This window comes from Streptomyces sp. NPDC094448 (genome assembly GCF_044763775.1).
Lineage (GTDB): Bacteria > Actinomycetota > Actinomycetes > Streptomycetales > Streptomycetaceae > Streptomyces.
Window position 1 is genome coordinate 21,240 of the sequence record NZ_JBIWGU010000003.1, and the last position, 26,704, is coordinate 47,943.

General features: G+C 73.8%; 10 protein-coding genes (1 of these 10 running past the window's edge). 4 read left to right on the top strand and 6 right to left on the bottom strand.

Annotated features, from left to right (window positions below):
* On the bottom strand, positions 1-10,854 hold the beginning of the coding sequence (locus ACIQ9E_RS06635; RefSeq protein WP_403702977.1) for a type I polyketide synthase. The gene continues 18,075 nt to the left of window position 1, outside the view; only the first 10,854 of its 28,929 coding nucleotides appear in the window; its start codon is at positions 10,852-10,854; the stop codon falls past the left edge of the window.
* Positions 10,855-11,016: 162 nt separating this feature from the next.
* On the opposite strand from ACIQ9E_RS06635, the gene ACIQ9E_RS06640 reads away from it, so the two are divergent.
* Complete coding sequence (locus ACIQ9E_RS06640; RefSeq protein WP_403702980.1) at positions 11,017-11,289, top strand: chorismate mutase; 273 nt, start codon at positions 11,017-11,019, stop codon at positions 11,287-11,289.
* 155 nt (positions 11,290-11,444) lie between these two features.
* Here the strand turns inward: ACIQ9E_RS06640 and ACIQ9E_RS06645 are convergent, their stop codons facing one another.
* The gene (locus ACIQ9E_RS06645; protein ID WP_403702983.1) at positions 11,445-12,482 is read right to left on the bottom strand and encodes a GDP-mannose 4,6-dehydratase; all 1,038 of its coding nucleotides are present in this window, start codon (positions 12,480-12,482) and stop codon (positions 11,445-11,447) included.
* Between the two features lie 563 nt (positions 12,483-13,045).
* Here ACIQ9E_RS06645 and ACIQ9E_RS06650 point away from each other — a divergent pair.
* Entirely contained in the window at positions 13,046-20,191 is a 7,146-nt protein-coding gene (locus ACIQ9E_RS06650) for an SDR family NAD(P)-dependent oxidoreductase (protein WP_403702986.1), read from the top strand.
* Between the two features lie 253 nt (positions 20,192-20,444).
* On the opposite strand, the gene ACIQ9E_RS06655 is transcribed toward ACIQ9E_RS06650, so the two are convergent.
* Positions 20,445-21,965 carry a hypothetical protein gene (locus ACIQ9E_RS06655; RefSeq protein WP_403702989.1) on the bottom strand — a complete coding sequence of 507 codons (1,521 nt, stop codon included), beginning with the start codon at positions 21,963-21,965 and terminating at the stop codon, positions 20,445-20,447.
* A 113-nt stretch (positions 21,966-22,078) separates the two neighbouring features.
* Here ACIQ9E_RS06655 and ACIQ9E_RS06660 point away from each other — a divergent pair, with 113 nt between their 5' ends.
* Complete coding sequence (locus ACIQ9E_RS06660) at positions 22,079-23,308, top strand: molybdopterin-dependent oxidoreductase (protein ID WP_403702992.1); 1,230 nt, start codon at positions 22,079-22,081, stop codon at positions 23,306-23,308.
* A gap of 387 nt (positions 23,309-23,695) precedes the next feature.
* On the opposite strand, the gene ACIQ9E_RS06665 is transcribed toward ACIQ9E_RS06660, so the two are convergent.
* Genes ACIQ9E_RS06665 through ACIQ9E_RS06675 form a run of 3 tightly spaced genes read right to left on the bottom strand, consistent with a single transcriptional unit; the run spans position 23,696 to position 25,823 of the window.
* Positions 23,696-24,457: a class I SAM-dependent methyltransferase gene (locus ACIQ9E_RS06665; RefSeq protein ID WP_403702995.1), complete on the bottom strand. Its 762-nt coding sequence runs from the start codon at positions 24,455-24,457 to the stop codon at positions 23,696-23,698.
* Positions 24,454-25,071: a DUF2064 domain-containing protein gene (locus tag ACIQ9E_RS06670; protein WP_403702998.1), complete on the bottom strand. Its 618-nt coding sequence runs from the start codon at positions 25,069-25,071 to the stop codon at positions 24,454-24,456. Before ACIQ9E_RS06670 ends, ACIQ9E_RS06665 begins: the two co-directional genes overlap by 4 nt.
* A complete protein-coding gene (locus ACIQ9E_RS06675) occupies positions 25,068-25,823 on the bottom strand; it encodes a glycosyltransferase family 2 protein (protein ID WP_403703001.1) in 756 nt (251 codons plus the stop codon). The genes ACIQ9E_RS06670 and ACIQ9E_RS06675 overlap by 4 nt, the downstream gene beginning before the upstream one ends.
* A 123-nt stretch (positions 25,824-25,946) precedes the next feature.
* On the opposite strand from ACIQ9E_RS06675, the gene ACIQ9E_RS06680 reads away from it, so the two are divergent.
* The gene (locus ACIQ9E_RS06680; protein ID WP_403704014.1) at positions 25,947-26,702 is read left to right on the top strand and encodes a response regulator transcription factor; all 756 of its coding nucleotides are present in this window, start codon (positions 25,947-25,949) and stop codon (positions 26,700-26,702) included.
* The last annotated feature ends 2 nt before the right edge of the window (positions 26,703-26,704 follow it).

Below are 26,704 nucleotides of genomic sequence, written 5' to 3' on the forward strand. Positions count from 1 at the left end.
CTGGAGTGCCTGGGCTTCGATGGGGTCGCCGAGGGCGGTGCCGGTGCCGTGGGCCTCGACGGCGGTGATATCGGCGGCGGTCAGGCCCGCGTTGCCGAGTGCCTGGCGGATGACGCGCTGCTGGGAGGGTCCGTTGGGGGCGGTGAGCCCGTTGGACGCGCCGTCCTGGTTGATGGCGGAGCCGCGGATGACGGCCAGGACGTCGTGGCCGTTGGCCCGGGCGTCGGAGAGCCGTTCGAGGACGAGGACGCCGACGCCTTCGGCGAGGGTCATCCCGTCGGCGGCGTCGGAGAAGGGTTTGCAGCGGCCGTCGGCGGCGAGCGCCCGCTGCCTGCTGAAGGCGATGAACGGGGCGGGGTTGGTCATGACGGTGGCGCCGCCGGCCAGCGCGAGCGTGCTTTCCCCGTTGCGCAGGGACTGGCAGGCCAGATGCAGCGCCACCAGTGAGGACGAGCAGGCGGTGTCCACGGTGACGGCCGGGCCTTCGAGGCCGAAGAGGTAGGCGAGGCGGCCGGAGAGCACACTGGGGCTGGTCCCGGTGACGGCGTGCCCGGCGGACGCGTCGTCCATGCCGGTGCCGTACTCCTGGTAGGTGGAGCCGATGAAGGTTCCGGTGGCGGTGGAGTGCACGGCTGCCGGGTCGATGCCCGCGGATTCGAAGGCTTCCCAGGTGGTTTCGAGGAGCAGCCGCTGCTGCGGGTCCATGGAGAGGGCCTCGCGCGGGGAGATGCCGAAGAAGGCGGCGTCGAACTCGCCCGCCTCGTGGAGGAAGCCGCCCCGGGTGGAGTACGTCTTGCCGCCCGCGTCGGGGTCGGCGTCGTACAGGTTCTCGTCCCAGCCCCGGTTGACGGGAAAGTCGGAGGTGGCGTCGGCGCCCTCGGCGATCAGCTGCCAGAACTGCTCCGGGGAGCGGACGCCGCCGGGGAACCGGCAGCTCATGCCGACGATGGCGACGGGTTCGTCGTACCGGCCGGCGACCGCGGCCCGTGGGGCCGGCCGGTCCTCGGCCGCTCCCAGGATCTCACCGCGGAGGAAGGCGGCGAGGGCGACGGGCGTCGGATGGTCGAAGGCCATGGCGGCGGGCAGTGCGAGGCCGGTTGCGGTCGCGAGCCGTTTGCGGAGTTCGACGGCGGTCAGCGAGTCGAGACCGGCGTCGCGGAAGGCCCGGGTGGGGGCGACGGATTCGGCGGAGGCGTGTCCGAGGACAGCAGCCGTCTCGCGGCGTACCAGGTCCGCCAGGGCCCGGTCCCGCTCGGCATCCGACAGTGCCCGGACTTTGCGCACGAACGGTGAGGGACCGGCGTCGGTCGTCGGTGCCGCGGCGAGTGCGCGGACCTCGGGCAGTTCATCGAAGAGCCGGCTGGGCCTGGCCGCGGTGAAGACGGGGACGTAGGTCGTCCAGTCGACGTCGGCGACGGTGACGGTGGTGTCCCGCTGGAGGATCGCCCGGCCCAGTTCGGCGAGGGCGGTTGCGGGTGCGAGGGGGCGCAGGCCCTGGCGGGCGAGGCTGTCGGAAACGGCCTCGTGGGCGGCCATACCGGCTCCGGCCCAGGGGCCCCAGGCCAGGGAGGTGGCGGTCAGGCCGCGGGCCCGGCGGTGTTCGGCGAGCGCGTCGAGATAGGCGTTGGCGGCGGCGTAGGCGCTCTGCCCGGCGCTTCCCCAGATCCCGGCGACTGAGGAGAACAGGACGAAGAAGTCCAGGTCGTGGCCGTCCAGCAGGGCGTCGAGGTGAGCCGCGCCGAGGGTCTTCGCGGCGGCGTACTCGGTGAGGTCGGCGAACGGGGTGGCGGCGAGCGGCGTGGCCTGGCCGAGGCCGGCCGCGTGGACCACACCGGTCAGCGGATGCTCGGCGGGTACGGCGGCCAGCACGGCCGCCAGCGCGTCCCGGTCCGCGACGTCGCAGGCGGCGAAGGTGGCCCCGGCGCCCAGTTGCCGCAGTTCCTCGGCCAGTTCGGCGGCGCCCGGGGCGTCGGGGCCGCGCCTGCTGGTGAGGATCAGATGGCCGGCCCCGTGCCGGGCGAGCCAGCGGGCCACCTCGGCGCCGAGCGCGCCGGTGCCGCCGGTGACGAGTACGGTGCCGGTGGCGGTGAACGCCCCGTCCTTGGGGAGTCCGGCGGCCGGGCGCCGCATCAGCCGTCGGCCGTACGCGGCGCTGCCGCGCAGGGCGAGCTGGTCCTCGGCGGCTTCGCCCGGGGTGGTGGCCAGCGCGCTGACGAGGCGCTGCACGGTGGGCGCGGTCAGGGTTTCGTCCAGGTCGACGAGGCCGTGGAAGGCCCGGGGGCGTTCCAGGGCGGCGACCCGGCACAGGCCCCAGGCGGCGGCCTGGGCGGGGCGGGTGACCGGATCGGCGGCGCCGGTGGAGACGGCGCCGCGGGTCAGCGTCCACAGCGGGGCGGTACTGCCAGTGTCGTGCAGGGCCTGGGCGAGGACCGTACCGAGCGCGAGGCCGGTGGGCAGACCGGGGCCCCGGTCGACGGCGGTGTCGGCGAGCGGCAGCAGCGACAGCAGCCCGGCGGGCTCACCGGCCTCCGTCGCCGCGGTGAGCCGGGCGGCGAGTTCGGCGCGGTCCGGGCAGGTGTCGTCCAGGACGAGGCGGGTGAACCGGGCGCCGTGGCCGCGCAGGGCGTCCAGCAGTTCGGTGTCGTCGACGCGTTCCGTGGTGAGCACCAGCCAGGTGCCGTCCAGGACGGGTGCGGCGCCGGTGCGGATCTGCTGCCAGGCCACGCGGTAGCGGGCGGAGTCGAGCAGGGTCTGTTCGGCGTGGTGGCGCCGGTAGGTCGACAGGGCGGGCAGCAGGGCGGCGAGGCCGGCGTGCTGTTCGTCGCGGAGGCCGAGGATTCCGGCGACACCGTCGGTGTCGCCGCGTTCGACCGCGCCCCACAGGGCGGTATCGGCGGCCCCCGCGGTGCCGGACGCGCCGGGGGCGGGGGCGGTCCGCTCGGGCCAGTAGCGTTCGTGCTGGAAGGCGTACGTGGGCAGTTCGACCCGGCGGGCGCCGGCCGGGGCGTGGCAGGCGGCCCAGTCCACGGCGATCCCGCGTACGTGGAGCCGGGCGAGCGCGGCGACGGCGCTGTGCTCCTCGGCCCGGCCGGTGCGCAGCAGCGGGACGGATTCGACGGCGTCGCCGAGGATGTCCTGGGTGAGGGCGGACAGTACGCCGTCCGGGCCGAGTTCGACGAAGGTGGTGACACCGGCGGCGCGGGCCGCGCTCACCGCGTCGGCGAAGCGGACGGGGCGGCGGACCTGCTCCACCCAGTAGCCGGGGGTGCACAGTTCCTCGGCGGTGGCCGTCGCGCCGGTGGTGCGGGACACCAGGTCGAGTACCGGCGCGGTGTACGTCAGCTGCTCGGCGGTCTGCCGGAACTCCTGGAGCATGGGCTCCATCCGGGCGGAGTGGAAGGCGTGGCCGACCCGGAGCCGTTTGGTCCTGCGGCCCTCGGCGGCGAATGCCTCCGCCAGGGCGAGGGTTCCGGCTTCGTCGCCGGAGACGACGACGGCACGGGGGCCGTTGACGGCGGCGACGGAGACTCCGCCGGTGAGCCGGGCGAATACCTCGTCCTCGGTGGCCTCGACGGCGATCATGGCGCCGCCTTCGGGGAGGGCCTGCATCAGGCGGGCCCGGGCGGCGACCAGCGTGCATGCGTCGGCGAGGGTGAACACCCCGGCGCAGTGCGCGGCGGCGATCTCGCCGACGGAGTGGCCGAGCAGCGGGCCGGGGCGCACTCCGAAGGAGGTGATCAGCCGGAAGAGGGCGATTTCGACGGCGAACAGGGCGGGCTGGGCATAGCCGGTACGGTCGAGCAGGGCCGCCTCAGCGCTGCCCTCGGCGGCGAACAGCACCTCGCGCAAGGGGACTTCGTACCCGTGGTCCAGGTACTCCAGGGCCTCGTCCAGGGCGGTGGCGAACACCGGGAACCGGCCGTACAGCTCACGGCCCGTACCGGCCCGCTGCGAACCCTGCCCGGCGAAGAGGAATCCGGCCCTGGTGTCGCCGGTCTCGCCTTCCTGGAGCGCCGGGTCGGTCTCGCCGCGGGCCAGTGCGCGCAGAGCGCGCAGCAGTTCGGTGCGGCCGCCGACGGCGACGGCGCGCTGTTCGAAGGCGGACCGGGTGGTGGCGAGGGAGATTCCGATATCGGCCGGGTCGAGTTCGGGGTGGGCTTCCGTGTACGCGGACAGCCGGGCGGCCTGGTCGCGCAGCGCGGTCCGGGTCCGGCCGGAGAGCGGCCAGGCGGTGACCGGGGTCTCCTCGCGTGCGGCCGGCGCGGGCAGCGGCGGGGCCTGCTCGATGAGGACATGGGCGTTGGTGCCGCTGATCCCGAAGGAGGAGACTCCGGCGCGGCGCGGCCGGCCGGTCTCGGGCCAGGCCGTCTCATCGGCCAGCAGTTCGACGGCTCCGGTCTGCCATTCGACGTGCCGGGACGGCTCGGCGGCGTACAGGCTGCGCGGGACGAGGCCGTGGCGCAGGGCCATGACGGTCTTGATGACTCCGGCGACACCGGCGGCTGCCTGGGTGTGGCCGATATTGGACTTGACCGAGCCGAGCAGCAACGGCCGTGCGGGGTCGCGGTCCTGTCCGTAGGTGGCGAGCAGCGCCTGGGCCTCGATGGGGTCGCCGAGGGTGGTGCCGGTGCCGTGGCCCTCGACGACGTCGATGTCCGCGGTGGTGAGCCCGGCGCCGGACAGGGCCTGGCGGATGACGCGCTGCTGGGCGGGCCCGTTGGGGGCGGTCAGGCCGTTGGAGGCGCCGTCCTGGTTGACGGCGGAACCGCGGACCAGGGCCAGGACCCGGTGTCCGTTGCGGCGGGCGTCGGAGAGCCGCTCCAGGACCAGGACGCCGACTCCCTCCGCCCAGCCGACACCGTCGGCGGAGTCGGAGTAGGCCTTGCAGCGGCCGTCCGGGGAGAGGCCGCGCTGGCGGGAGAACTCGATGAGGGACGTCGGGGTGGACATGACGGTCACGCCGCCCGCGAGGGCGAGCGGGCAGTCACCGGCGCGCAGGGCCTGCATGGCCCAGTGCATGGCGACGAGTGAGGAGGAGCAGGCGGTGTCCACGGTGACGGCCGGGCCTTCGAGGCCGAGGGTGTAGGAGACCCGGCCGGAGGCGATGGACGGCGAGGTGCCGCTGCCCTGGTGGCCTTCGAAGCGGCTGTCGGCGAGGGTGGCCGCGTAGTCGTTGTACATGACGCCCGCGAAGACGCCGGTCCGGGATCCGCGCAGCGAGACCGGGTCGATGCCCGCATGTTCGATCGCCTCCCAGGAGGCCTCCAGCAGCAGCCGCTGCTGGGCGTCGGTGGCCAGCGCCTCGCGCGGGCTCATACCGAAGAAGCCGGGGTCGAACTCGGCTGCCTCGTGGAGGAATCCGCCGGAGCGGGTGTAGGCGGTGCCGGGGTGGTCCGGGTCCGGGTGGTAGAGCCCGTCGAGGTCCCAGCCCCGGTCGGTGGGCAGACCGGAGATGGCGTCGGTGCCGTCGCGGACCAGTCGCCAGAGGTCGTCGGGGGAGGCGACGCCGCCCGGGTAGCGGCAGCTCATGCCGACGATGGCGATCGGGTCGTCGGAGGCCGCGGTGGTGCGCGGGGCGGGGTCCGTGGCGACGGCGCCCCGGTCGCCCATGAGTTCGTCGACGAGGTGCGCGGCGAGCGCGGTGACCGTCGGATAGTCGAAGATCACGGTGGCGGAGGTGCGCAGCCCGGTGTGCAGGCGCAGCCGGTTGCGGAGTTCGACGGCGGTGAGCGAATCGAAGCCGAGGTCCTGGAACCGGTGGAGCGGGTCCACGTCGTCGGGTCCGCCGTGCCGCAGTACGGCGGCGACCTGGGTGCGGACGAGGGCGACGACGGTCTCGGTCCGGTCCTTCCCGTCGAGGCGGGCGAGTTGCCGGACGAGTCCGGCGGCGGCTTCGGACCCGGCGACGACCGCGCGCCGCACGGCGGGGCGGACGAGTCCGCGCAGCAGCGGCGGTACGTCGCCCAGCGCGCCCAGTACGGGCAGGTCGAGCCGGGCGGGCAGCAGGACCGGCGCGTCCACGGCGAGGGCCGCGTCGAACAGGGCGAGTCCTTCCCGCACCGTGAGGGCGGGGGTGCCGCTGCGGGCGAGCCGCTCCAGGTCGGCCCCGGTCATCGTGCCCGTCATTCCGGCGGTGAGGGCCCACGGTCCCCAGCCGAGTGAGCGGGCTGGCAGTCCGGCGGCGCGGCGCGACTGGGCGAGGGCGTCGGCGAAGGCGTTCGCGGCGGCGTAGTTGCCCTGGCCCGGCGCGCCCACGGAGCCGGAGAGGGAGGAGAACACCACGAAGGCGGCCAGGTCGGGGCAGCTTTCCGCGGTGGCTCGGTGGAGGTGCCAGAGGGCATCGGCCTTGGGCCGCAGGACGGCGCTGATCCGTTCCGGGGTGAGGGCGGTGAGGACGCCGTCGTCGAGGATGCCCGCGGTGTGCACCACGGCGGTGAGCGGATGCGCGGCGGGCACGGCCGCCAGCAGCCGGGTGACGGCGGCCCGGTCGGTGAGGTCGCAGCTTTCGACGGCGACCTGTGCGCCGAGGGCCTCCAGTTCGCCGGTGAATTCGGCGGCATCCTCGGTGGCGGGGCCGCGCCGGCTCGCCAGCAGCAGACGGCGTACACCGCGCTCGGTGACGAGGTGGCGGGCCAGGATCCGGCCGAGGCCGCCGAGGCCGCCGGTGATCAGGACGGTGCCCTCGGGGTCGAGAGCCGGTTCCGCCTGCTTCCGGCGGGCCCGGACGAGCCGGGCCGCGAGGACGGCGCCGTCGCGGACGGCGAGCTGCGGTTCGTCGCCCGCCAGGGCCTGCGGGGGCAGGGCGGCGGGCGCGCCGGGGTCGAGGTCGAGGAGGCCGAACCGGCCGGGGTGCTCGGCCTGGGCGGAGCGGACGAGGCCCCAGACGGCCGCGGCCGCCGGATCGGTGACGCCCTCGCCGTCGGCCGTGGCGACCGCGCCGCGGGTGACGAAGGTCAGCCGGGCGTCGGCCGTGGTCTCGTCGGCGAGCCACTCCTGGATCTGCCGGAGCACCTGCGCGGTCAGCGGGTGCGCGGCGGCGGCCGGGTCCTCGGCGGGCGCCGCGGAGACGGGGGCGACGACCTCGGCGGGCGGGGCGGCGCCCTCGGTCCGGACCAGCGGGGTGCCGAGGCCCCACGGATCGGTGCCGAGGACGGCGACGGAGGGCGGGGCGGGCTGCGTGGTGCCGCCGGGCGGCCGGGTCCAGCGGAGTTCGAACAGGGAATCGCGGACCGGCGCAGTGGCGGGGTCCGGCGCGGTGTCCCGCAGGGGGCGCAGGACGAGTGAGCCGACGGTGGCGACCGGGCGGCCGTCGGTGTCGGCGACGTCCAGGGTGACCGCGCCGTCTCCGGCGGAGGAGAGTCTGACCCGGACCGCGGTGGCACCGGTGGCGTGCAGGGTGACGTCCTGCCAGGCGAAGGGCACTCCACCGGTCCCGTGTTCGCCGAGGTCGAGGAAGGCGCAGGGGTGCAGGGCCGCGTCGAGCAGTGCGGGGTGGATGCCGAACACGTCCGTGGCCGTCCCGGTTTCGGGCAGCGCCACCTCGGCGTACACGTCGTCGCCGGCCTGCCAGGCGGCCCGTATGCCCTGGAACAGCGGCCCGTAGGCGAATCCGGCCTCGGCCGTCCGGCCGTAGAACCCGTCGAGGTCCAGCGGGCGGGCGCCAGCCGGGGGCCAGGCTCCGGCCGCGAACCCCTCCCCGGCCGGGGCGGGCCGGTCCGTGGTGGCCAGCACTCCCTGGGCGTGCTGCGTCCACGGCTGTTCGCCGGCGGCCCCCGCATCCCGGTCGCTGTCGGGCCGGGAGTGGACGGTCAGGGTGCGGCGGCCGGTCTCGTCGGGGCTGCCGGCCCACACCTGTACCTGTACGCCGCCCTGTTCGGGCAGGACCAGGGGCGCGGCGAGGGTGAGTTCCTCGATCAGATTGCAGCCGACCTCGTCGCCGGCCCGGACGGCCAGTTCCAGGAAGCCGGTGCCGGGCAGCAGTACGGTGCCGCGTACGGTGTGCTGGGCCAGCCAGGGGTGGGACCGGACGGAGAGCCGGCCGGTGAGCAGCAGTCCGTCGGAGTTGGCGAGCGACACGGCGGCGGCCAGCAGCGGGTGGCGGGCCGCGCCCAGACCGGCGCCGCGTACGTCTCCGGCGGGCCGGCCGAGCGCGGTGCGGGGCCAGAAGGCGCGGTGTTCGAAGGCGTAGGTGGGCAGGTCGACGGGGCGGGCCCCGGTTCCCGTGAACCAGGCGTCCCACCGGACGCGGACCCCGTGCACGTGGAGGGCGGCGACGGCCTCGGTGAAGGTGTCGGCCTCGGGACGGCCGGGGCGCAGCAGCGGGTTCGCCACCGGCTCCTCGGGGCGGGTCCGGGCCAGGGCGGACAGGATTCCGTCGGGGCCCAGTTCGAGGAAGGCGCCGGTGCCGTGGCCGGTGAGCCAGTCGAGCGCGTCGGCGAAGCGGACGGTGCGGCGGGCGTGGTCGGCCCAGTAGTCGGGTGAGGCGAACTGTGCGGCGGTGGCGGGGACGCCGGTGAGAGTGGAGATCACCGGGACGGCCGGGGCCTGCGGGGTCAGTCCGGCGACGACGGCGCGGTACTCCGCGAGCATCGGCTCCATCAGGGGCGAGTGGAAGGCGTGCGAAACGCGCAGCGGCCTGGTCCGGCGGCCGAGTCCGGCGAAGTGCGCTCCGACGGCGGCGGTCTCGTCGGCGGTTCCGGCGACGACGACGGCGTCCGGTCCGTTGACGGCGGCGACGGAGACTCCGCCGGTGAGCCGGGCGAGTACCTCGTCCTCGGTGGCCTCGACGGCGATCATGGCGCCGCCTTCGGGGAGGGCCTGCATCAGGCGGGCCCGGGCGGCGACCAGCGTGCATGCGTCGGCGAGGGTGAACACCCCGGCGCAGTGCGCGGCGGCGATCTCGCCGACGGAGTGGCCGGTGAGGAAGTCCGGTGTGATCCCGAGGGATTCGACCAGCCGGAAGAGAGCGACCTCGACGGCGAACAGGGCGGGCTGGGCATAGCCCGTACGGTCGAGCAGGGCCGCCTCAGCGCTGCCCTCGGCGGCGAACAGCACCTCGCGCAAGGGGACTTCGTACCCGTGGTCCAGGTGCTCCAGGGCCTCGTCCAGGGCGGTGGCGAACACCGGGAACCGGCCGTACAGCTCACGGCCCGTACCGGCCCGCTGCGAACCCTGCCCGGGAAAGAGGAGCCCGAGCCTGGTACGTGCCCGGACCGCGCCCCGTACTGCGGTCCCGTCCTCGCCGTCCCTGAGCGCCGCGAGCGCGGACCGGACCCCGGCCCGGTCGGCCGCGGTGATCACGGCACGGTGCTCCAGGCCGGCCCGGGTGGTGGCGAGGGAGTACGCGAGATCGGTGTCGGCGTGCCGCGGGTCGGCGTCCAGGAACTCCAGCAGCCGTGCCGCCTGGGCGCGCAGGGCCGCCGGGGTACGGCCGGACACCAGCCACGGCAGCGGGCCCGGCGCGGCGGCCCCCGGGATCCGCGGCTCGGGCGCGGCGGCGTCCTCGGGGGCCTGCTCGATGATGGCGTGCGCATTCGTACCGCTGAGGCCGAAGGAGGAGACTCCGGCCCGGCGCGGTTCCTCGCGCTTCGGCCACGGGGTGGGCTCGGTGAGCAGGCGTACGGTGCCCGCCGACCAGTCCACATGGGTGGACGGCTCGTCGACGTGCAGGGTCCGGGGCAGCAGTTCGTGCCGCAGGGCGAGCACCGTCTTGATGACGCCGGCCACCCCGGCGGCGGCCTGGGTGTGGCTGAGGTTGGACTTCACGGAGCCGAGCAGCAGCGGCCGCGCGGGGTCACGGTCCCGGCCGTACGTCGCGAGCAGCGCCTGGGCCTCGACCGGGTCGCCCAGGGTGGTGCCCGTACCGTGGGCCTCGACCGCGTCCACCTGGTCGGCGGAGAGCCGGGCAGCCCGGAGTGCCTGCTCGATGACCCGCTGCTGGGAGGGTCCGTTGGGGGCGGTCAGCCCGTTGGACGCGCCGTCCTGGTTGACGGCGGTGCCACGGACGACGGCCAGGACCCGGTGCCCGTTGCGGCGGGCGTCCGCGAGCCGCTCCAGGACGAGCACGCCGACGCCTTCGGCCCAGCCGGTGCCGTTCGCGGCCTCGGCGAAGGAGCGGCAGCGGCCGTCCGCGGCCAGCCCGCCCTGCCGGGCGAACTCCACGAAGGTGGTGGGGCTGGACATGACGGTGACGCCCGCGGCGAGCGCGAGTCCGGACTCCCCGGAGCGCAGCGACTGCGCGGCCAGGTGCAGGGCGACGAGGGAGGAGGAGCAGGCGGTGTCCACGGTCACGGCCGGGCCGACCGTACCGAGGACGTAGGCCAGCCGGCCGGAGATGACGCTGGTCGCGTTGCCGGTCAGGACGAAGCCCTGCACATCGTCGTCGGGCCCGGTGCGGTACTCCTGCGGCATCGCGCCGACGAAGAGGCCGGTACGGGTGGAGCGCAGGGCGAGCGGGTCGATGCCGGCCCGTTCGAAGGCCTCCCAGGACGCTTCCAGCAGCACCCGCTGCTGCGGGTCCATGGAGAGGGCCTCGCGGGGTGAGATACCGAAGAAAGCGGGGTCGAAGTCGGCGGCGCCGTGGAGGAATCCGCCGCGGATGTCCATGGGCCCGTCCGCGGGATCGAACTCCCAGCCACGGTCGGCGGGCAGCCCGGTGATGCCGTCCCGTTCCGCCACGAGCATGTCCCACAGGTCTTCGGGGGAAGCGACCCCGCCGGGGTAGCGGCAGCTCATCCCGATGACGGCGATCGGCTCGTTGGCCGCCGCCTCCAGCTCGTTCACCCGCTGCCGTGAGCGTTGCAGATCCGCGCCGGCCCGCTTGAGGTAGTCCCGGAGTTTCTGCTCGTTGCCCATATCAACTCAATCCATCTGGAAGACCGGCGGACAGCAGGGGACCGGGCGTGGCAAAGCCGCGCGTACCTGCGGATCAGCGCTAGTCTCCGATCGGCCGCGCCAGGAAATTCCCTAGTCATGGACTAGGGGTTTACACAGCGGCGTGAGGGCAGGATCGGCGGCATGTCCGAAACCGTGGAGGGCGGCTCGGCGCCCGACCGACTCGCCGGGCCCTCCGAGCCGGACGAACTCGACCGGCTCGACGAGCAGCTGATCGCTCTGGTGCTCCTGCGAGCGCGGCAGGCCCGTGGCCGGCAGTCGGACCGGCGTGCCTCGGGTCTGCCGGTGTCGCCGCTCGCCCGGGAGAACGCGATGCTGCGGCGGTACACGGAACGGCTGGGCCGGGAAGGCACGGCCATTGCGCTGGCGGTCCTCGCCCTGTCGCGGCACCGCTGATCTTTCGGGCGCCGTGGAGGTGTCCGGAACGGCTCCGGTCCCACCGGCGGCCGGAGCATCGGCCGGCGGCGGAGCGGCACTGCCCCACCACCGCGTACCGGTCCCGCGCCGGGGACCGGTGGGTGCCCGGATCGCAGGTCCGGGTGCCACCGGAGCTACCAGCGGGCCCCGGAGAGTGCGGCGCCGTGCTCTCGTACCAGACGCGCCTGCCTCAGGTCCGACTCGACCATCATCCGCATCAGTCCGGGGAAGTCCACCGTCGGCTTCCAGTCCAGCTGCTTACGGGCGCTGGAGGAGTCCGCGCAGAGCGTCTCCACCTCCGCGGGACGTACCAGTCCGGGATCGACGACGACATGGTCCTCCCAGTTCAGCCCCACGCAGTCGAATGCGATCCGGGCGGCGTCGCGTACCGAGTGCATCTGCCCGGTGCCCACCACATAGTCTTCCGGCCGGCCCTGCTGGAGCATCAGATGCATGGCGCGGACGTAGTCACCGGCGAAGCCCCAGTCCCGTACCGCATCGAGATTCCCCAGGCTCAGCCGCTCCTGAAGGCCCAGCTTTATCCGTGCGACGGCCAGCGAGATCTTCCTGGTCACGAACTCTGCGCCCCGCCGCGGCGACTCATGGTTGAACAGGATCCCGGAGACCGCGTACATACCGTAGGACTCCCGGTAGTTCCGGGTCATGTAGTGGCCGTACGTCTTCACCACACCGTAGGGGCTGCGCGGGTGGAACGAGGTCGTCTCGTTCTGGGGTGTCTGTGTCACCATGCCGAACATCTCGGACGAGGAGGCCTGGTAGAAGCGGATCTGCCCGGCGACAACGCTGCTCGACGACGGCTTGCTGAGGCCGCTGACGATCCGGATGGCCTCCAGCATCCGCAGCACACCCGTTCCATTGACCTCGGTGACCAGCTCCGGCTGCTGCCACGACATCGGTACGAAGGAGATCGCCCCCAGGTTGTAGACCTCGTCGGGCTGCACCGCGTTGAGCGCGGAGACCAGACTGCCCTGGTCCATCAGATCGCCGTCGACGAATCGGAGATCGGGGATCAGCCGGCTGACACGGTCCTTGCGCGGGTTCGCCTGCCCCCTGGTCAGCCCCCAGACCCGGTACCCCAGGGAGAGCAGATGCTCCGCCAGATAAGACCCGTCCTGTCCGGTGACGCCGGTGATCAGCGCGCTCTTGGCCATCCCATTCCCCTTCGTTTCACGGAAGGACCAGCGAAGCAGGAACGGGCTAAGGAATTTGCGAGACTTCGGCCGGGCCGTACGCAAGGGCGCCCGGCCGGGCGGGCTGACGGCAGTCCGGTCCCGGGCGGCGGGCGCAGGCGCGCCCGGCCGGGGCCGTAGCCGAAGACCATGCGCTCTCCGGCGGCCGTGCCGGCCGGATGCGGTATCCGAGGACGGCGCGGAGCGCAGCCACGGTGGCGAGCCGCCGCGCACCCGCCCGGCACCCGCGAAGCTGCGGCCGAGGATCGTACAGCTGTCTCCAGGTCCACTCGAACGGGTTCGCCCAACGCCCCTGCCCAGCAGGCCACTTCGCCATACTTCGCATCAGCCCGGCCGAACGGCGGGGCGAATCCCCCTGCGAGCGGTGTACCAGGGGTGCAGCGGTCGTCGATGTCCGGCGGAGCCGGGGGGAAGACGTTCGCCACCGCCGGTGCACAGGACGAACGCCACTCCCGCTCCTCCATTCCTGTTACCGGACCACGGCCGAGCGCGCCCCCGGCGGCACGGCCTGAAGGAACATCGCCATGAGCACCTTCGCAGCAGCCGCCCCGTCCGACGACGGGACCGCCCCCGCGGGCGGTTCCCGGGAGACGTCGGACCGGCCGCGGTATCGGAACGAGCCGGTCGCCGTGATCGGGATGGCTTGCCGCTTCGCCGGTGGTATCTCCACTCCGGAGGGGCTCTGGCAGCTGGTGGCCTCCGGCGGGGAGGTGATCGGCGAACTGCCCGCTTCCCGCGGCTGGGACCTTGGTTCGCTGTACAACGCGGACCGGCGGAGCCGGGGCACCTTCTCCATCCGGCAGGGCGGTTTCCTCGACGATCCGGCCGGTTTCGACGCCCGGTTCTTCGGCATCGGGCCGCGGGAGGCCGCGGCCATGCACCCGCATCAGCGGCTGCTGCTGGAGACGGCGTGGGAGGCGTGCGAACGCGCCGGAATCGTCCCGGAATCGCTGCGTGGCACCGGCGCCGGATCGTTCGTGGGCGCCTTCCACACCGACTACGGACCGCGGATGCACGAGGGATGCGATTCGGAGGGGCATCTGCTGATCGGCTCGACCGGTGTCGCCGCCGGACGCCTCTCGTACACTATGGGACTCGAAGGCCCGGCGAGTGTCGTCGACACCTCCTGCTCGTCCGGTCTCGCAGCGGTGCATCTGGCCGTCCGGTCGCTCCGGTCGGGCGAGTGCCCGCTGGCCCTGGCGGGTGGGGCATCGGTCCACGGGACACCCGGTCTGCTGGTGGACTTCAGCCGGCAGGGGGTACTGGCCGAGGACGGCCGCAGCCGCGCCTTCGGCAGCGGGGCCCGGGGGTTCGGCGTGGCCGAGGGCGCCGCGATGCTGGTACTGGAGCGGCTCTCGGACGCACAGCGCCACGGGCACCCGGTCCTGGCGGTGATCCGGGGCACGGCCTGGAACCAGGACGGCGCGAGCCAGGGTCTCTCCGCCCCGAGCGGAGCCGCGCAGCAGCGCGTCGTCCGGGCGGCCCTGGCCGACTGCCGGCTCACGGCCGGGGACGTGGATCTGGTGGAGGCCCATGGCACCGGGACCCGCCTGGGCGACCCGGTCGAGGCGGGCGCTCTGCTCGCCACCTACGGGCAGGACCGGCCGGCGGACCGGCCGGTCCAGGTGGGCTCGGTGAAGTCCAATATCGGGCACACCCTCGCCGCGGCGGGTCCGGCCGGTCTGATCAAGGTGATCCAGGCCATCCGGCACCGCACCCTGCCCAAGACCCTCCACGCCGGGACACCGAACCCCGAAGTCGACTGGGACAGCGGGCATCTGCGGCTGCTCACCGAGTCGATCCCCTGGCCCGGTCTCGGGCGGCCGCGCCGGGCCGGGGTCCTGTCCTACGGAGTGAGCGGCACCAACGTCCATGTGATCGTGGAGGAGGCTCCGCCTCCGCCGCCGGCCGTGCCCCGGCAACCGGTACCACCCGCCGGTGAACCGGTCGCACCCGAATCCATGAGGCCCTGGATCCTGTCGGCACGGACTGCCGAGGCACTGCGGGCCCAGGGACAGCGGCTGCTGACGCGCCTGCGGGAGCACGAGACCCTCGCCCCCGTCGACGTGGGCTGGTCACTGGCCGCCACCCGGGCACGGTTCGAGCACCGCGCGGCAGTGTTCGGCACCGACCGCGAGCAGCTGACCGCGGCGCTGCGACGGCTGGCGGACGGCGACGCATCACCGGACGTCGTACGGGGCACGGCCCACGCTCCGGCGCGCACGGCCTTCGTCTTTCCCGGCCAGGGCTCCCAGTGGCCGGGCATGGCCGTCGGCCTGCTGGCGTCGTCACCGGTCTTCGCCGAGCGCATGGAGGCGTGTTCCCGGGCGCTGTCCCCGCATGTGGAATGGTCGCTGACGGACGTCCTGCGCGGTGCGCCGGACGCGCCCGGTCTCGACCGGGTGGATGTGGTGCAGCCGGTGCTGTTCGCCGTCATGGTGTCGCTCGCCGCGCTGTGGCAGGCGCACGGAGTGGAGCCCGACGCCGTCATCGGCCACAGCCAGGGCGAGATTGCCGCGGCCTGTGTCGCCGGTGCCCTGAGCCTGGAGGACGCGGCGAAGGTGGTCGCGCTGCGCGGCAGGGCGCTGCTCGAACTCTCCGGCACCGGCGGTATGGCAACCCTGGCACTCTGCGCCGAGGACGCCGGAGAACTGGCCGGCGGCTGGGCGGGGCGGCTGTCCGTCGCCGCTCACAACAGTCCCGGCAGTACGGTCGTGTCCGGCGACGCGCAGGCGCTCGCGGAGCTGCTGTCCCGGTGCGAGGAGCGCGGGGTGTGGGCCCGGAGGATCGCCGTCGACTACGCGTCGCACTCCCCGCACGTCGACCGCCTCCGGGAACGGCTGTCGGCCGAACTCGCAGACATCCGGCCCCGGCAGGGCACGCTCCCGTTCTGCTCCACCGTCACCGGGGACATCATCGGCACCGGCGGGCTCGACGCCTCCTACTGGTTCCGCAATCTGCGCCGGCCGGTCCGGTTCGCGCCCGCCCTGGAGTCCCTCCTGCGCGACGAGCACACCGCCCTCGTCGAGATCAGTCCGCATCCGGTGCTCACCATGAGCATGCTGGAGATCACCGAGACCGCGGGCTCCCCGGCCGCCGTGCTGTCGACACTGCGGCGCGACGACGGCGGCATGGACCGCTTCCACCGGGCGCTGGCCGAAGCCCATGTCCACGGGGTCCCGGCCGACTGGGCGACGGTGTTCGCCGGAACCGGCGCGCGGCCGGTGGATCTGCCGACGTACGCCTTCCAGCACGAGCGGTTCTGGCTGGACGAAACCTCGGGCAGGCGCTCCGGTGCCGCAGCCGGCGGCCAGGACGCCTCCGGCCATCCGCTGCTCGGCGCGCAGACCTTCCTCGCCGATTCGGGGCAGCTGCTGCTGACCGGACGGCTGTCCCGGCACACCCATCCCTGGCCGGCCGACCACGCCGTACGCGGGACGGTACTGCTGCCCGGTACCGCCTTCCTGGATCTGGCCCTGCACACAGCCACCCAGCTGGGCTGCGACCGTGTCGCCGAACTCGTCCTGGAGCGGCCGCTCGTCCTGCCCGGGGACGACGCCGTCCGCATCCAGATCGCCGCCGTGCCGTCTTCCGACGGTACGTATACCCTGCGCATCCACTCGCGCGCCGAGAACGCCGCCGACGGCACGCCCTGGACCCGTCATGCCTCCGGCGTACTGTCGGCCGGGCCCCCCGCACCGCCGACCGCGCCCTCCGGCGAACCCTGGCCCCCGTCCGGTGCCACGCCCGTCGACCTCAGCGGTCTGTACCCCCGGCTCCGGGACACCGGCTACGAGTACGGTCCGGCCTTCCGCAATCTGACAGCCGTATGGCGCGACGGCGACACGATCCTGGCCGAGGCCGGTCTCGACCGGGAACATCACGCCGACGCCGGCCGCTTCGTCCTCCATCCCGCCCTGCTGGACGCCGTACTGCACGCGCTGCTCGCGGTCTCCCCCGACGGTACGGACGGGCTGATGCTGCCGTTCTCCTGGCACGACGTCAGGCTCCACGCCGCAGAAGCCACCCGCCTGCGGGCCCGTCTCGTACGCGCGCCGGACGGCACGGTCGGCATCACGCTGAGCGACCCCGCCGGCGCGCCGGTGGCCACGGCCGGGGCACTGGCCCTGCGGCCCGTCAGCGAGCAGGCCCTGCGATCGTCGACGATCACCGAGACGGCTCTGCACCGGGTCGTCTGGCCTACGAAGCCGCTCGGCACGGCCGACGACGCGGGCGGCACGGGCTGGGCCTGGGCGGGTTCCGGTACGGCGCTGCGCGCGGTGACGGCCGGTCTCGTACCCGACGGTCTGTGCCATCCGGATCTCGCGGCCCTCCGGCAGGCTTTCGCCGGCGGGGCGCCGATCCCGGAGACAGCCGTCCTGGTCCCTCCGCTCCAGGACGGCGACGACGTCACAGCGTCCGGAGTGCGCGCTCTCGTCCGAGAGACCGTCGAACAGCTTCAGACGTGGCTGGCCGACGACCGGCACACCGACACCCGTCTGCTGGTGGTCACGCACCGCGCGGTGACCACCGAGGCGGGCGAGGAGCTTCGCTCCCCCGGGCAGGCCGCGCTCTGGGGGCTGCTGCGTTCCGCCCAGAACGAGCACCCCGGACGGTTCACCCTCGCCGACCTTGACGGCCTGGAAGCCTCGTTCCGGGCCCTGCCCGCCGCCCTGGCCACCGGCGAACCCCAGTTGGCGCTGCGGGACGGCACGATGCGCACGCCCCGGCTCGCACCGGCCGTCGCGACGACCGCGCTGACGCCACCGGACCTCCGGACGCCCTGGAAAGTGGAGTTCGGCACCACGAACACCTTCGACTGCATGCGGCCGGCCCCCGCGCCCGAGGCGGACCGTCCGCTCGGCGACGGGGAGGTCCGGATCTCCGTGCGCGCGACCGGCATCAACTTCCGCTTCGTCCTGCTGGCCCTCGGGATGATCCAGGACCGCAGCGCCTCTTTCGCGGAGGCGGCCGGTGTGGTGACCGGTACCGGGCCGGGTGTCACCGGCCTGGCCTCCGGCGACCGGGTCATGGGGCTGCTGCCGGACTGTGCCGTGTTCGCCACCGATGCCATCACCGACCAGCGGCGGCTGCTGCCCGTCCCGGACGGCTGGTCCTTCCCTCAGGCGGCGACCGTGCCGGTGGCGTACCTCACCGCCTATGACGCCCTGGTACGCCTCAGCGGTCTCAAAAAGGACGCCAAGGTCCTGATCCACGCCGCGGCCGGCGGGGTCGGTATGGCCGCCGTCCGGCTCGCCCGGCATCTGGGTGCCGAGGTCTACGCCACCGCGAGCCCCGCCAAATGGGACACCCTCCGGGCCATGGGAATCCCCGGCACCCACCTTTCGTCCTCCCGCGCCCTCGACTTCGAGCGCGACTTCCTCCAGCGCACCGAGGGAGCCGGAGTGGACGTCGTACTGAACTGCCTGGCGAAGGAGTTCATCGACGCGTCTCTGCGCCTGATGCCCCGCGGCGGACACTTCATCGAGCTGGGGAAGACGGACCTCCGCGACCCCGCGACCGTCGCCGACGATCATCCCGGTGTGAACTACCGGGTCGTCGACCTGTCCTCGGCGGACACCGCCCGGTGGCACACCCTGCTCACCGGGCTGTCCGACCTGATCCGGCAGGACGTCGCCACTCCCCTCCCGGTGGTCGCGTGGGACGCCCGCCGCGCACCCGAAGCGCTCCACCATATGAGCCGGGCCAGGCACACCGGCAAGAACGTCCTGATCGCACCCCGGACCCCGGACCCCGACGGCACCGTCCTGATCACCGGCGGCACCGGAACCCTCGGCAGCCTCCTCGCCCGCCATCTGGTCACCGAACACGGCACGCGCCACCTGCTGCTGACCAGCCGCCGGGGACCTGAGGCACCGGGCGCGGCCCGGCTGCGTGACGAGCTGACCTCGCTCGGCGCCCGGGTCACCATCGCCGCCTGCGACGCCGCGGACCGGGACGCCCTGCGCGGCCTCCTCGATACCGTGCCCTCCACGCACCCTCTGACCTCCGTCGTCCACACCGCCGGTGTCCTCGACGACGCCACCCTCGCGTCCCTGACCCCCGGGCAGGTGGACCGGGTACTGCGCCCGAAGGCGGACGCCGCCCTCAACCTCCACGAACTCACCCGTGACATGGACCTCTCGGTGTTTGTGCTCTACTCCTCCATGGCCGGGCAGCTCGGCACCGGCGGGCAGGCCAACTACGCCGCGGCCAATACCTTCCTGGACGCCCTCGCCCACCACCGGCGCGGCCAGGGCCTGCCGGGCACATCGCTGGCCTGGGGGCACTGGGAGCGGGACAGCGGTATGACCGGCCATCTGGGCCGCGCCGACCGGGCCCGCATGCGGGGCCAGGGCCTGCGGTCCCTCACCGACCGGGACGGCTTGGCCCTCTTCGACGCGGCGGCACGCTACGACGATCCGCTCCTCGCCACGGCCGCTCTGGGCAGCGCGGACACCGGACGGGACGGCGTGCCACTCCTGTTGCGCGACCTCGTCCGGCCACGGAGCCGGCTTGCCCGCCCCGCGGTGCACAGCGCACCCGCCGGCGCCGTGCGACTGGCCGGGCTCGACGCCGCGGAGCTGCGATACACGCTGCTCGACCTGGTGCTCGACCACGCCGCCACGGCGCTCGGACATACCGGCAAGGAAGCCGTGGACCCGGACCGCCCCTTCCGTGCCGCCGGGTTCGACTCCCTGACCTCCGTCCAGCTCCGCAACGGACTCAACACCGCGACAGGCATGCGTCTGGCCACGACAGCCGTCTTCGACCACCCCACCCCGCGGAAGCTGGCCGAGCATCTCGGCACCCGCCTGTCGCCCACCAGCGTCCTGCCCGGCGCCGATAGCGGGAGGCCGGACCACTCCGTCGCCCGGTATCACGGCGCCCGCCGGGCCGGCGACCCGGCCGCCGCCGTGACAATTGCACGCGCCGCCGTGGAGACCCGGCTGGCCGCGGAGTGCGAACGGGAGGACCGGGTGGTGCCGGTCCGGCCGACCGTCCTGGCTCCGGGAGGGCGGGCGCCCCGCATCATCTGCGTCCCCGCGCTGCCCGCCCCGGCCGACCCGCTCCAGTACCGGACACTGGTCCGGCATCTGCCCCCGCACCGGGGCGTGACCGTACTGCCGCTCCCGGGTTACACCGACGGCGAATCCCTGCCGTCCACACGGGACGCGCTCGTCGGCGCCGTGGCCGAAGCCGTACGGGAGGCGTCGGAGGGCGAACCGTACGTACTACTGGGACACTCCAGCGGCGGCTGGGTCGCCTACGCCACGGCCCAGCAGCTCGCCGGCCACCCGAACCCACCCCTCGGAGTCGTCCTCCTGGACACCGGTGTCGGCCCTGAGGTCACATCCGGCCTCGCGCACGAAGTGACCTGGCGCTCCTGGGAACACACCGGTGAAGCGGACCTCCTCGACACAGCCGGACTCACCGCCATGAGCCACTACTTCGACCTGTTCACCGCATGGCACCCGGACCACCCCCGGGTGCCCGCCCTCCTCGTGGCGGCCGAGGCCCCGATCCTCGGCCGGAAAGCCGAATTCCCCCTCGCCCCGAGCACCACCACACCCGGCGGCCATCTGACGATGATGCGGGAGCACGCCGAGACCACCGCCCACGCCGTCGAGGAGTGGATCGACCGCATGACCGTCCCGAACACCGGCTGAAGTCCCGGCAGCAGACGCGGCAACGACCCCCGGCGTCCCGGGGCCGGAGTATGCGGGTGACCTCTTCGGCCACGGCCCGGCCGCACCCGGTGGACTCGGCGGCCACCGCCGTGATGCCGGGGCCGGCGAGGACCGACGACCGCGTCCAGGTGGCCACCGTGCGGAGCCTCCACGACACGATCCGGAGCAGTCCGCCGCTCGCCGCGCTCGCAGAGGTGCCAGGGGCGCGATCAGCCGCCGGCACAGGGTGGGATCACCATCCTGTCCACAGCAGATGGTTGAGGAGCAACGCCGACATGGCCTGGGTGGCAAGCCATGCCCGGGGGCGGGTCAGGAAGGCACCCGCCGCGAGCAGCCATACGGCGAAGGGGAGCCAGATGCGTTCCGTTTCCGCTTTGCTCATCCCCGACAGATCGGCGACCAGCACCGCGAGCACGGCGGCAGCCACCAGCAGGGCGAGACGGGCGGGGGCGGTTTCGAAGGCACCGTTGCGCCGGGCGGGCGGGTTCGGGACCGCCGTGCTCGCGGCTGCGGCAGCCCGGTCGGGAACGGCCGTACGTACAGCGGTGCCCGGTGTGGGCATCGCGGGTACGGCGGCCGGGCAGGCGGCGCGGGTCGTGGTGGCACCCGCCCGGTCCCGGGTGCGGCCCAGCACCACCCCTGTTCTGCGCAGTCCCGCCGCAATCGCAGGCCCGGTGAGCAGTACGGTGCAAGCAAGGTTGGCCCAGACCCAGTACCCGTATGGACGGATTCCGCCGATTCCCTGGTGGTAGCGGGTGACCAACAGGTGGTAGGCCGCCCACCAGTCGAATCCGGCGGATGCGAACGCGACGGGGACGGCGGCCAGCCCCAGGGTGAAGGGCACCAGCAGTGCCGGGCGTGCCGCAAGCCCCCTGCGGCCGAGGTACACCACCGCCACGCCGATCACCGCGATGAGGACCAAGCCGTAGGAGAGGTAGCAGGTCAGCCCGAACAGCAGGCCGCAGCCCGCGGCTGCCGCGGCCGACGAGCGGGTGAGCGCCAGGGCGAGCAGGGCCACCGCCCATGCGGCGACCGCCGTGAAGTAGGCGTCGGCGGATGTGCCCATCCACACGGCGGCCGGTGCCAGGACGACGAAGGGCGCGGCCCGCCGGGCGAGCCGTTCGTCCGCCAGGGCTCGGACGGCCACCAGTACGGCCGTGGCCGCCGTCGCCCCCACGACGAGGCACCACGTTCCGGCCCAGCCGCCGCCGCGCAGCCCGATGCGGTCGAGGAGGACGAACGTGAGGGTGGCGGCGGGAGGATGCCCGACCACATGCGCGGGCCAGGGGTCGGCGGAGTCGGCCAGGATATGCGAGGCGAAGCCCCGCAGGGCGGCCGGGATGTCCTGGAATCGGTCGACGACCTGGAGGTACTCGTAGCGGGTGGTGAGCCGGGCGACCACGCCGCGCTGCCAGCCGTCGACCAGGGCCAGCGAGAGGGTCCAGGCGAGGGCGGCCGCCCAGACCGCCGCCAGAAGGCCGCGCCAGGGCAGGCGGGCCGCGAGGGCGGGGCCGTGGACGACGACGGCGACCGCGACGAGCACGGCCGCGGGGGAGCCGGGTCCCGTATGCGGTCCCCAGGAGGCGAACAGGGGCGGCCAGCCGACGAAAAGGGTGCCGTCGGTGTTCTGGATGTGGTGTCCGACCAGCGCAGCGGTCACCACCAGCAGGGCGGCGGCCCCGGCGGCGTACAGGTCTCGGCGCGGGCCGGGGCGGGCTGTTTCGTCCTCGGCGGGGTATGAGGTGGGGGTCACAACGGCACGCTAGGCCGCGCAAGTGCCGGATGGACGCGGTACCAGTTCGACGTCAGCGTTTCGTCATGGGTTGCGCCCCCTTCGGCCGGGTGCTCCGAGCCTAGGGTCGGAGCATGCGAGACGACCCCCGGCTTCCCTCGTCCCCCGGTTTCTGGCGCAGCCCGGTGCGCGGCCTCCGGTTCACTTCGGTGCTCGGCATGGTGCTGCTCGTCGGCATGACGGTGCTGTTCGTGACGGGCCTGCTGTCGTACGCCGCGTACAACCCGGACCTGTCGCCGGTGAACGACCGGACACCCGGCAAGGGACTCCTCGGCTTCTACCTCGTCGACTGGCCGACGGATCCGCACTGGCTCTACCGACTCAACCAGGGCGTGCACGTCACCCTGGGCATCACCCTGATCCCCGTACTGCTGGCCAAGCTCTGGTCCGTGATCCCGCGGCTGTTCGCCCTGCCGCCGGTACGCTCCCTCGCCCATGCGCTGGAACGCCTGTCGCTGCTGCTCCTGGTGGGCGGCGCGCTGTTCCAGTTCGCCACCGGGGTACTGAACGTCCAGCTCGACTACGTCTTCCCCGGCTCCTTCTACACCCTCCACTTCTACGGTGCCTGGGTCTTCTTCGCGGCCTTCGCCGCCCATGTCGCGCTGAAGCTCCCGAAGGCGCTGCGCAACCTGCGGGGGCCGGGAGACGAGGACGGGCTCAGGTCCCCCCGCCCCGCCCCGCCGACGGTCTCCCGGCGCGGCGCCCTGTGGTTCGTCGGAGGAGGCGCCCTGCTGCTGTTCGTCACGACGGCGGGGCGCAGCTTCGACGGCGTACTGCGGCGCACCGCACTGCTCGCCCCGCACGGCGGCGCCGATCCCGGCAGTGGGCCGAACGGCTTCCAGGTCAACAAGACCGCCGTGCAGGCGGGGATCGATCCGGTCGAGGCCGGCGACGACGTCTGGCGCCTCGTGGTGACGGGCCGCACCGGCACCGTGCGGCTGAGCCGGGCCGACCTCGGCCGGCTCTCCCTGCACAGCGCGGCGCTGCCCATCGCCTGTGTGGAGGGCTGGGCAACGTCGGACCAGTGGTGGCGCGGGGTGCGCCTGCGGGATCTGGCCGCCCTCGTCGGCTACCCCGACGGCCCCCCTGACGTCCTGGTGGAGTCCCTGCAACGGCGCGGGGCCTTCCGCCGGGCCGCGCTGCGCGCGAACCAGGTCGCCGACCCGCGCTCCCTGCTCGCCCTGTGGGTCAACGGCGAGGAACTCTCCCCCGACCACGGCCACCCGGCGAGGGTCATCGTGCCGGCCGCACCCGGTGTGCTGAACACCAAGTGGGTGGCCCGTATGACCTTCGGTGACCTGTGAAGGGAGCGATGGCACAGTGGTGAAGCGTCCGATGCGGCGAACGGTGAGTCGCCCGGCGGCGGAACCCGTGCGGTGGTTCCGTGCCGGGCTCGGCAGCCCCTTGCGGATCCTTGTCCTCGGCTGCTCGTTCGCGGTGGCCGCCTACTCCGGCGTCCGGCTGTTCGCGGGAGACTGGACGGGGGTGGTGCTGTGGCTGGTGGGCGCGGCGCTGCTGCACGATCTCGTGCTGTTCCCCCTGTACACGGCGGCGGACCGGGCCCTCGTCCGGGGCCTCGATACGGTGGGCCACCGGGAGCAGGTGATGTACGTCCGGGTCCCGGCGGCCCTGTCCGGCCTGTTGTTGGCCGTATGGTTTCCGCTCATCAGCGGGATGGTGAGCGATTCGCGTTACCGCTTGGCCACCGGAGTGTCGGCGCAGGGATCCCTCGGCCGCTGGCTCGTGATGACCGCTGTGCTGTTCGGCGGCTCGGCGCTGCTGCTGGCGCTACGGCTGCGCAGGGCGACGAAGCGGCGGCCCCCCGCGGTCCAGTGAGCGGCGGTCTCCCACCCCTGGGCACGGTGCAGCAGCGCCGGTGTGCCGAGCCGGGCCCAGGGGAAGGAGGTGCCGGCCGTACGGGTGCCGAGGTGCCGGACGACCCGCACTTGTGTGTGTTCATCGACATCTGCCGGGTCGGTCTCGGTGATGAGCAGGCCACCGGAGCGCAGGAGTCCCTTCATCCGGGCGAGGAGCACGTCCGCATTCCCGCCGATGCCGATGTTGCCGTCCATCAGCAGGGCCGTGTCCCACCGTCCTTCACCGGGCAGCGGCTCGAAGACCGAGCGGCACAGGGCCCGGCCGCCCAGGCGCAGGGCACGGGCGACGGCGGTCCGGTGGACGTCGATGCCGAGGGCGGTACGGCCCCGGGCGGCGAGTTCCGCGATCAGCCGTCCGGGGCCGCAGCCCACATCGAGTACGGCACCCTCGCAGCGGTCGAGCACATCCCGGTCGACCCGGTCGGCCCGGCGGCACCAGCGCTCGACCTCCAAGGGCAGCAGCCAGCCGTCGTCGCGGCGCAGGAACAGCGGCCCCCGGCCGGCGCACAGAGCCACCGCGTAGGGGTCCGCGCCGGCCCACTCGTCGCCCGCCCGCACCGGTACGGCGGTGCTCATCGGCGTCCCGCCGGTGCGCACCGGGCCAGCCTGGCGGCGAACCGCCCGTGCGGGGCGAGTTCGGCGACCGCGTAGGCGTCGGCGGCGGTGTCGACGTCCCGCAGCCGAGGCAGCTCCCGCACCCGCAGCCCCGCGGCGGCCAGCCGCTTCCGCTGGACTGCCCCGGTGACGGGGGACGACATCGGCACACCGCGCAGCAGGACCGGATCGGGGCTGGCCAGGCCGAGCGCCCAGAAGCCGCCGTCCTCGGCGGGGCCGAAGTACGCGTCGCAGCCGGTGAAGTCGACCGTGAGCAGCCCGGCGGTGACCTGCGGGGTGTCCATGCCGATGAGCAGGGTCGGACCGGTGCAGTGGGCGAAGGCGTCCGCGAGGCGCTCGTCCAGTCCGCCCGGGACCTGGGCGACGACGTCGAAGCCGGGCGGCAGCCAGGGCCCGGGGGCACCGTCGAGGGCCAGCAGACGTCTGGCCACGGGTACGGCAGCCACGGCGGCCAGGGTGTCGGCGAGCGCCGCCTCGGCCAGTTCGGCCGCCTCGCCGGGAGTGAAGGGCGGGGCGAGCCTGGTCTTGACCCGTCCGGGACGGGGCTCCTTGGCGATGACGACCACGGTGCTCACCGCGACGCACCTGCTCGGTGCGCGGCGGATCCGGCGGACTCGACCGCGGAGGGGGAGCCCGCGCCGGGGCGGCCGGAGCAGGAAGCGGGCGGCGCGGCCAGGACCCGGCTCATATCGCGCACCGCCTGCCAGGTGCCGCGCCAGGTACCGGTCACCTTCGAGGCTCCGGCGCGCGGCAGATACGGCACATCGCGCTCGGTGATCCGCCAGCCCGCGTCGGCCGCGCGTACGACCATCTCCAAGGGGTATCCGCTGCGCCGGTCGGCGAGGCGGAGCGCGAGCAGCGGTTCGCGGCGGGCGGCGCGCAGCGGCCCGAGGTCGTGCAGGCGGAGCCCGGTGCGGCGGCGCAGCATCCGGGCGAGCGCGAGGTTTCCGGCACGGGCGTGCGCGGGCCAGGCGCCGCGGCCCTGCGGGCGTCGCCGGCCGAGCACCAAGTCGGCTCTTCCGGACCGGATCTCGGCGACGAAGGGCACGAGGAGGGCGGGGTCGAGGGAGGCGTCCGCGTCGCAGAAGCAGACGATATCGGCGTCCGCGACGGTCAGCCCGGTGTGGCACGCCGCGCCGAAACCGCGGCGCGGCTCGTGTACGACGATTGCCCCGAGCCCGCGGGCGAGATCCGCCGAGCCGTCGGTCGATCCGTTGTCGACGACGATGGCGCGCCAGCCGTCGGGGATCCGGGCGAGCACCCGGGGCAGCGCCTCGGCCTCGTTCAGACAGGGCAGGACGACATCGGCATGGGGTGGTGAGGTCACGGCTCCCACCCTACGAGCGCAAAACGCCCATTCAGGTCTTCCAGCTCTTACGAAACGAGGACGGCCGAGGAGCCCGGGCGCATGGCGGAGACGCCGGGCGGCGGGCAGTGCCAGGCTGGAGCCATGCAGCAGTCGCACAAAACCCGCGAACCGGCCCCCCGGGCGGATTCCGGCCGCCACGGTGCCCGGATTCTGGTCGTCGACGACGACCCGACCGTCTCCGAGGTGGTCACCGGTTACCTGGACCGCGCGGGATACCGCGTGGACCGTGCCGACGACGGCCCAGGGGCCCTCGCCCGCGCCGCCGCGCACCGACCGGACCTGGTCGTTCTGGATCTGATGCTCCCGGGCATGGACGGCCTGGAGGTCTGCCGGCGGCTGCGCGGCCACGGGCCTGTGCCGGTCATCATGCTGACCGCGCGCGGCGACGAGGAGGACCGCGTTCTGGGCCTGGAGATCGGGGCCGACGACTATGTCACCAAGCCCTTCAGTCCACGGGAGCTGGTCCTGCGCGTGGAGTCGGTCCTGCGCCGCTCGGGTCCCGGCGCGGACACCGGCCCCCTGGGTGCGGCCGGACTCACCGTGGACCCGGTCTCGCACCGGGCCACCAAACGGAGTGAGGAACTCGCCCTCACGCTGCGGGAGTTCGATCTGCTCGCGTTCTTCCTGGCCCACCCGGGGCGTGCCTTCAGCCGGGAAGCCCTGATGCGCGAGGTGTGGGGCTGGGAGTTCGGGGACCTGTCCACCGTCACCGTCCATGTCCGCCGGCTGCGCGGCAAGGTCGAGGACGACCCGGCGCGGCCCCGGTTGATCCGGACCGTGTGGGGCGTGGGCTACCGCTTCGAGCCGGACCTGCCGGACCCGGCGGAGGGGGACTGACC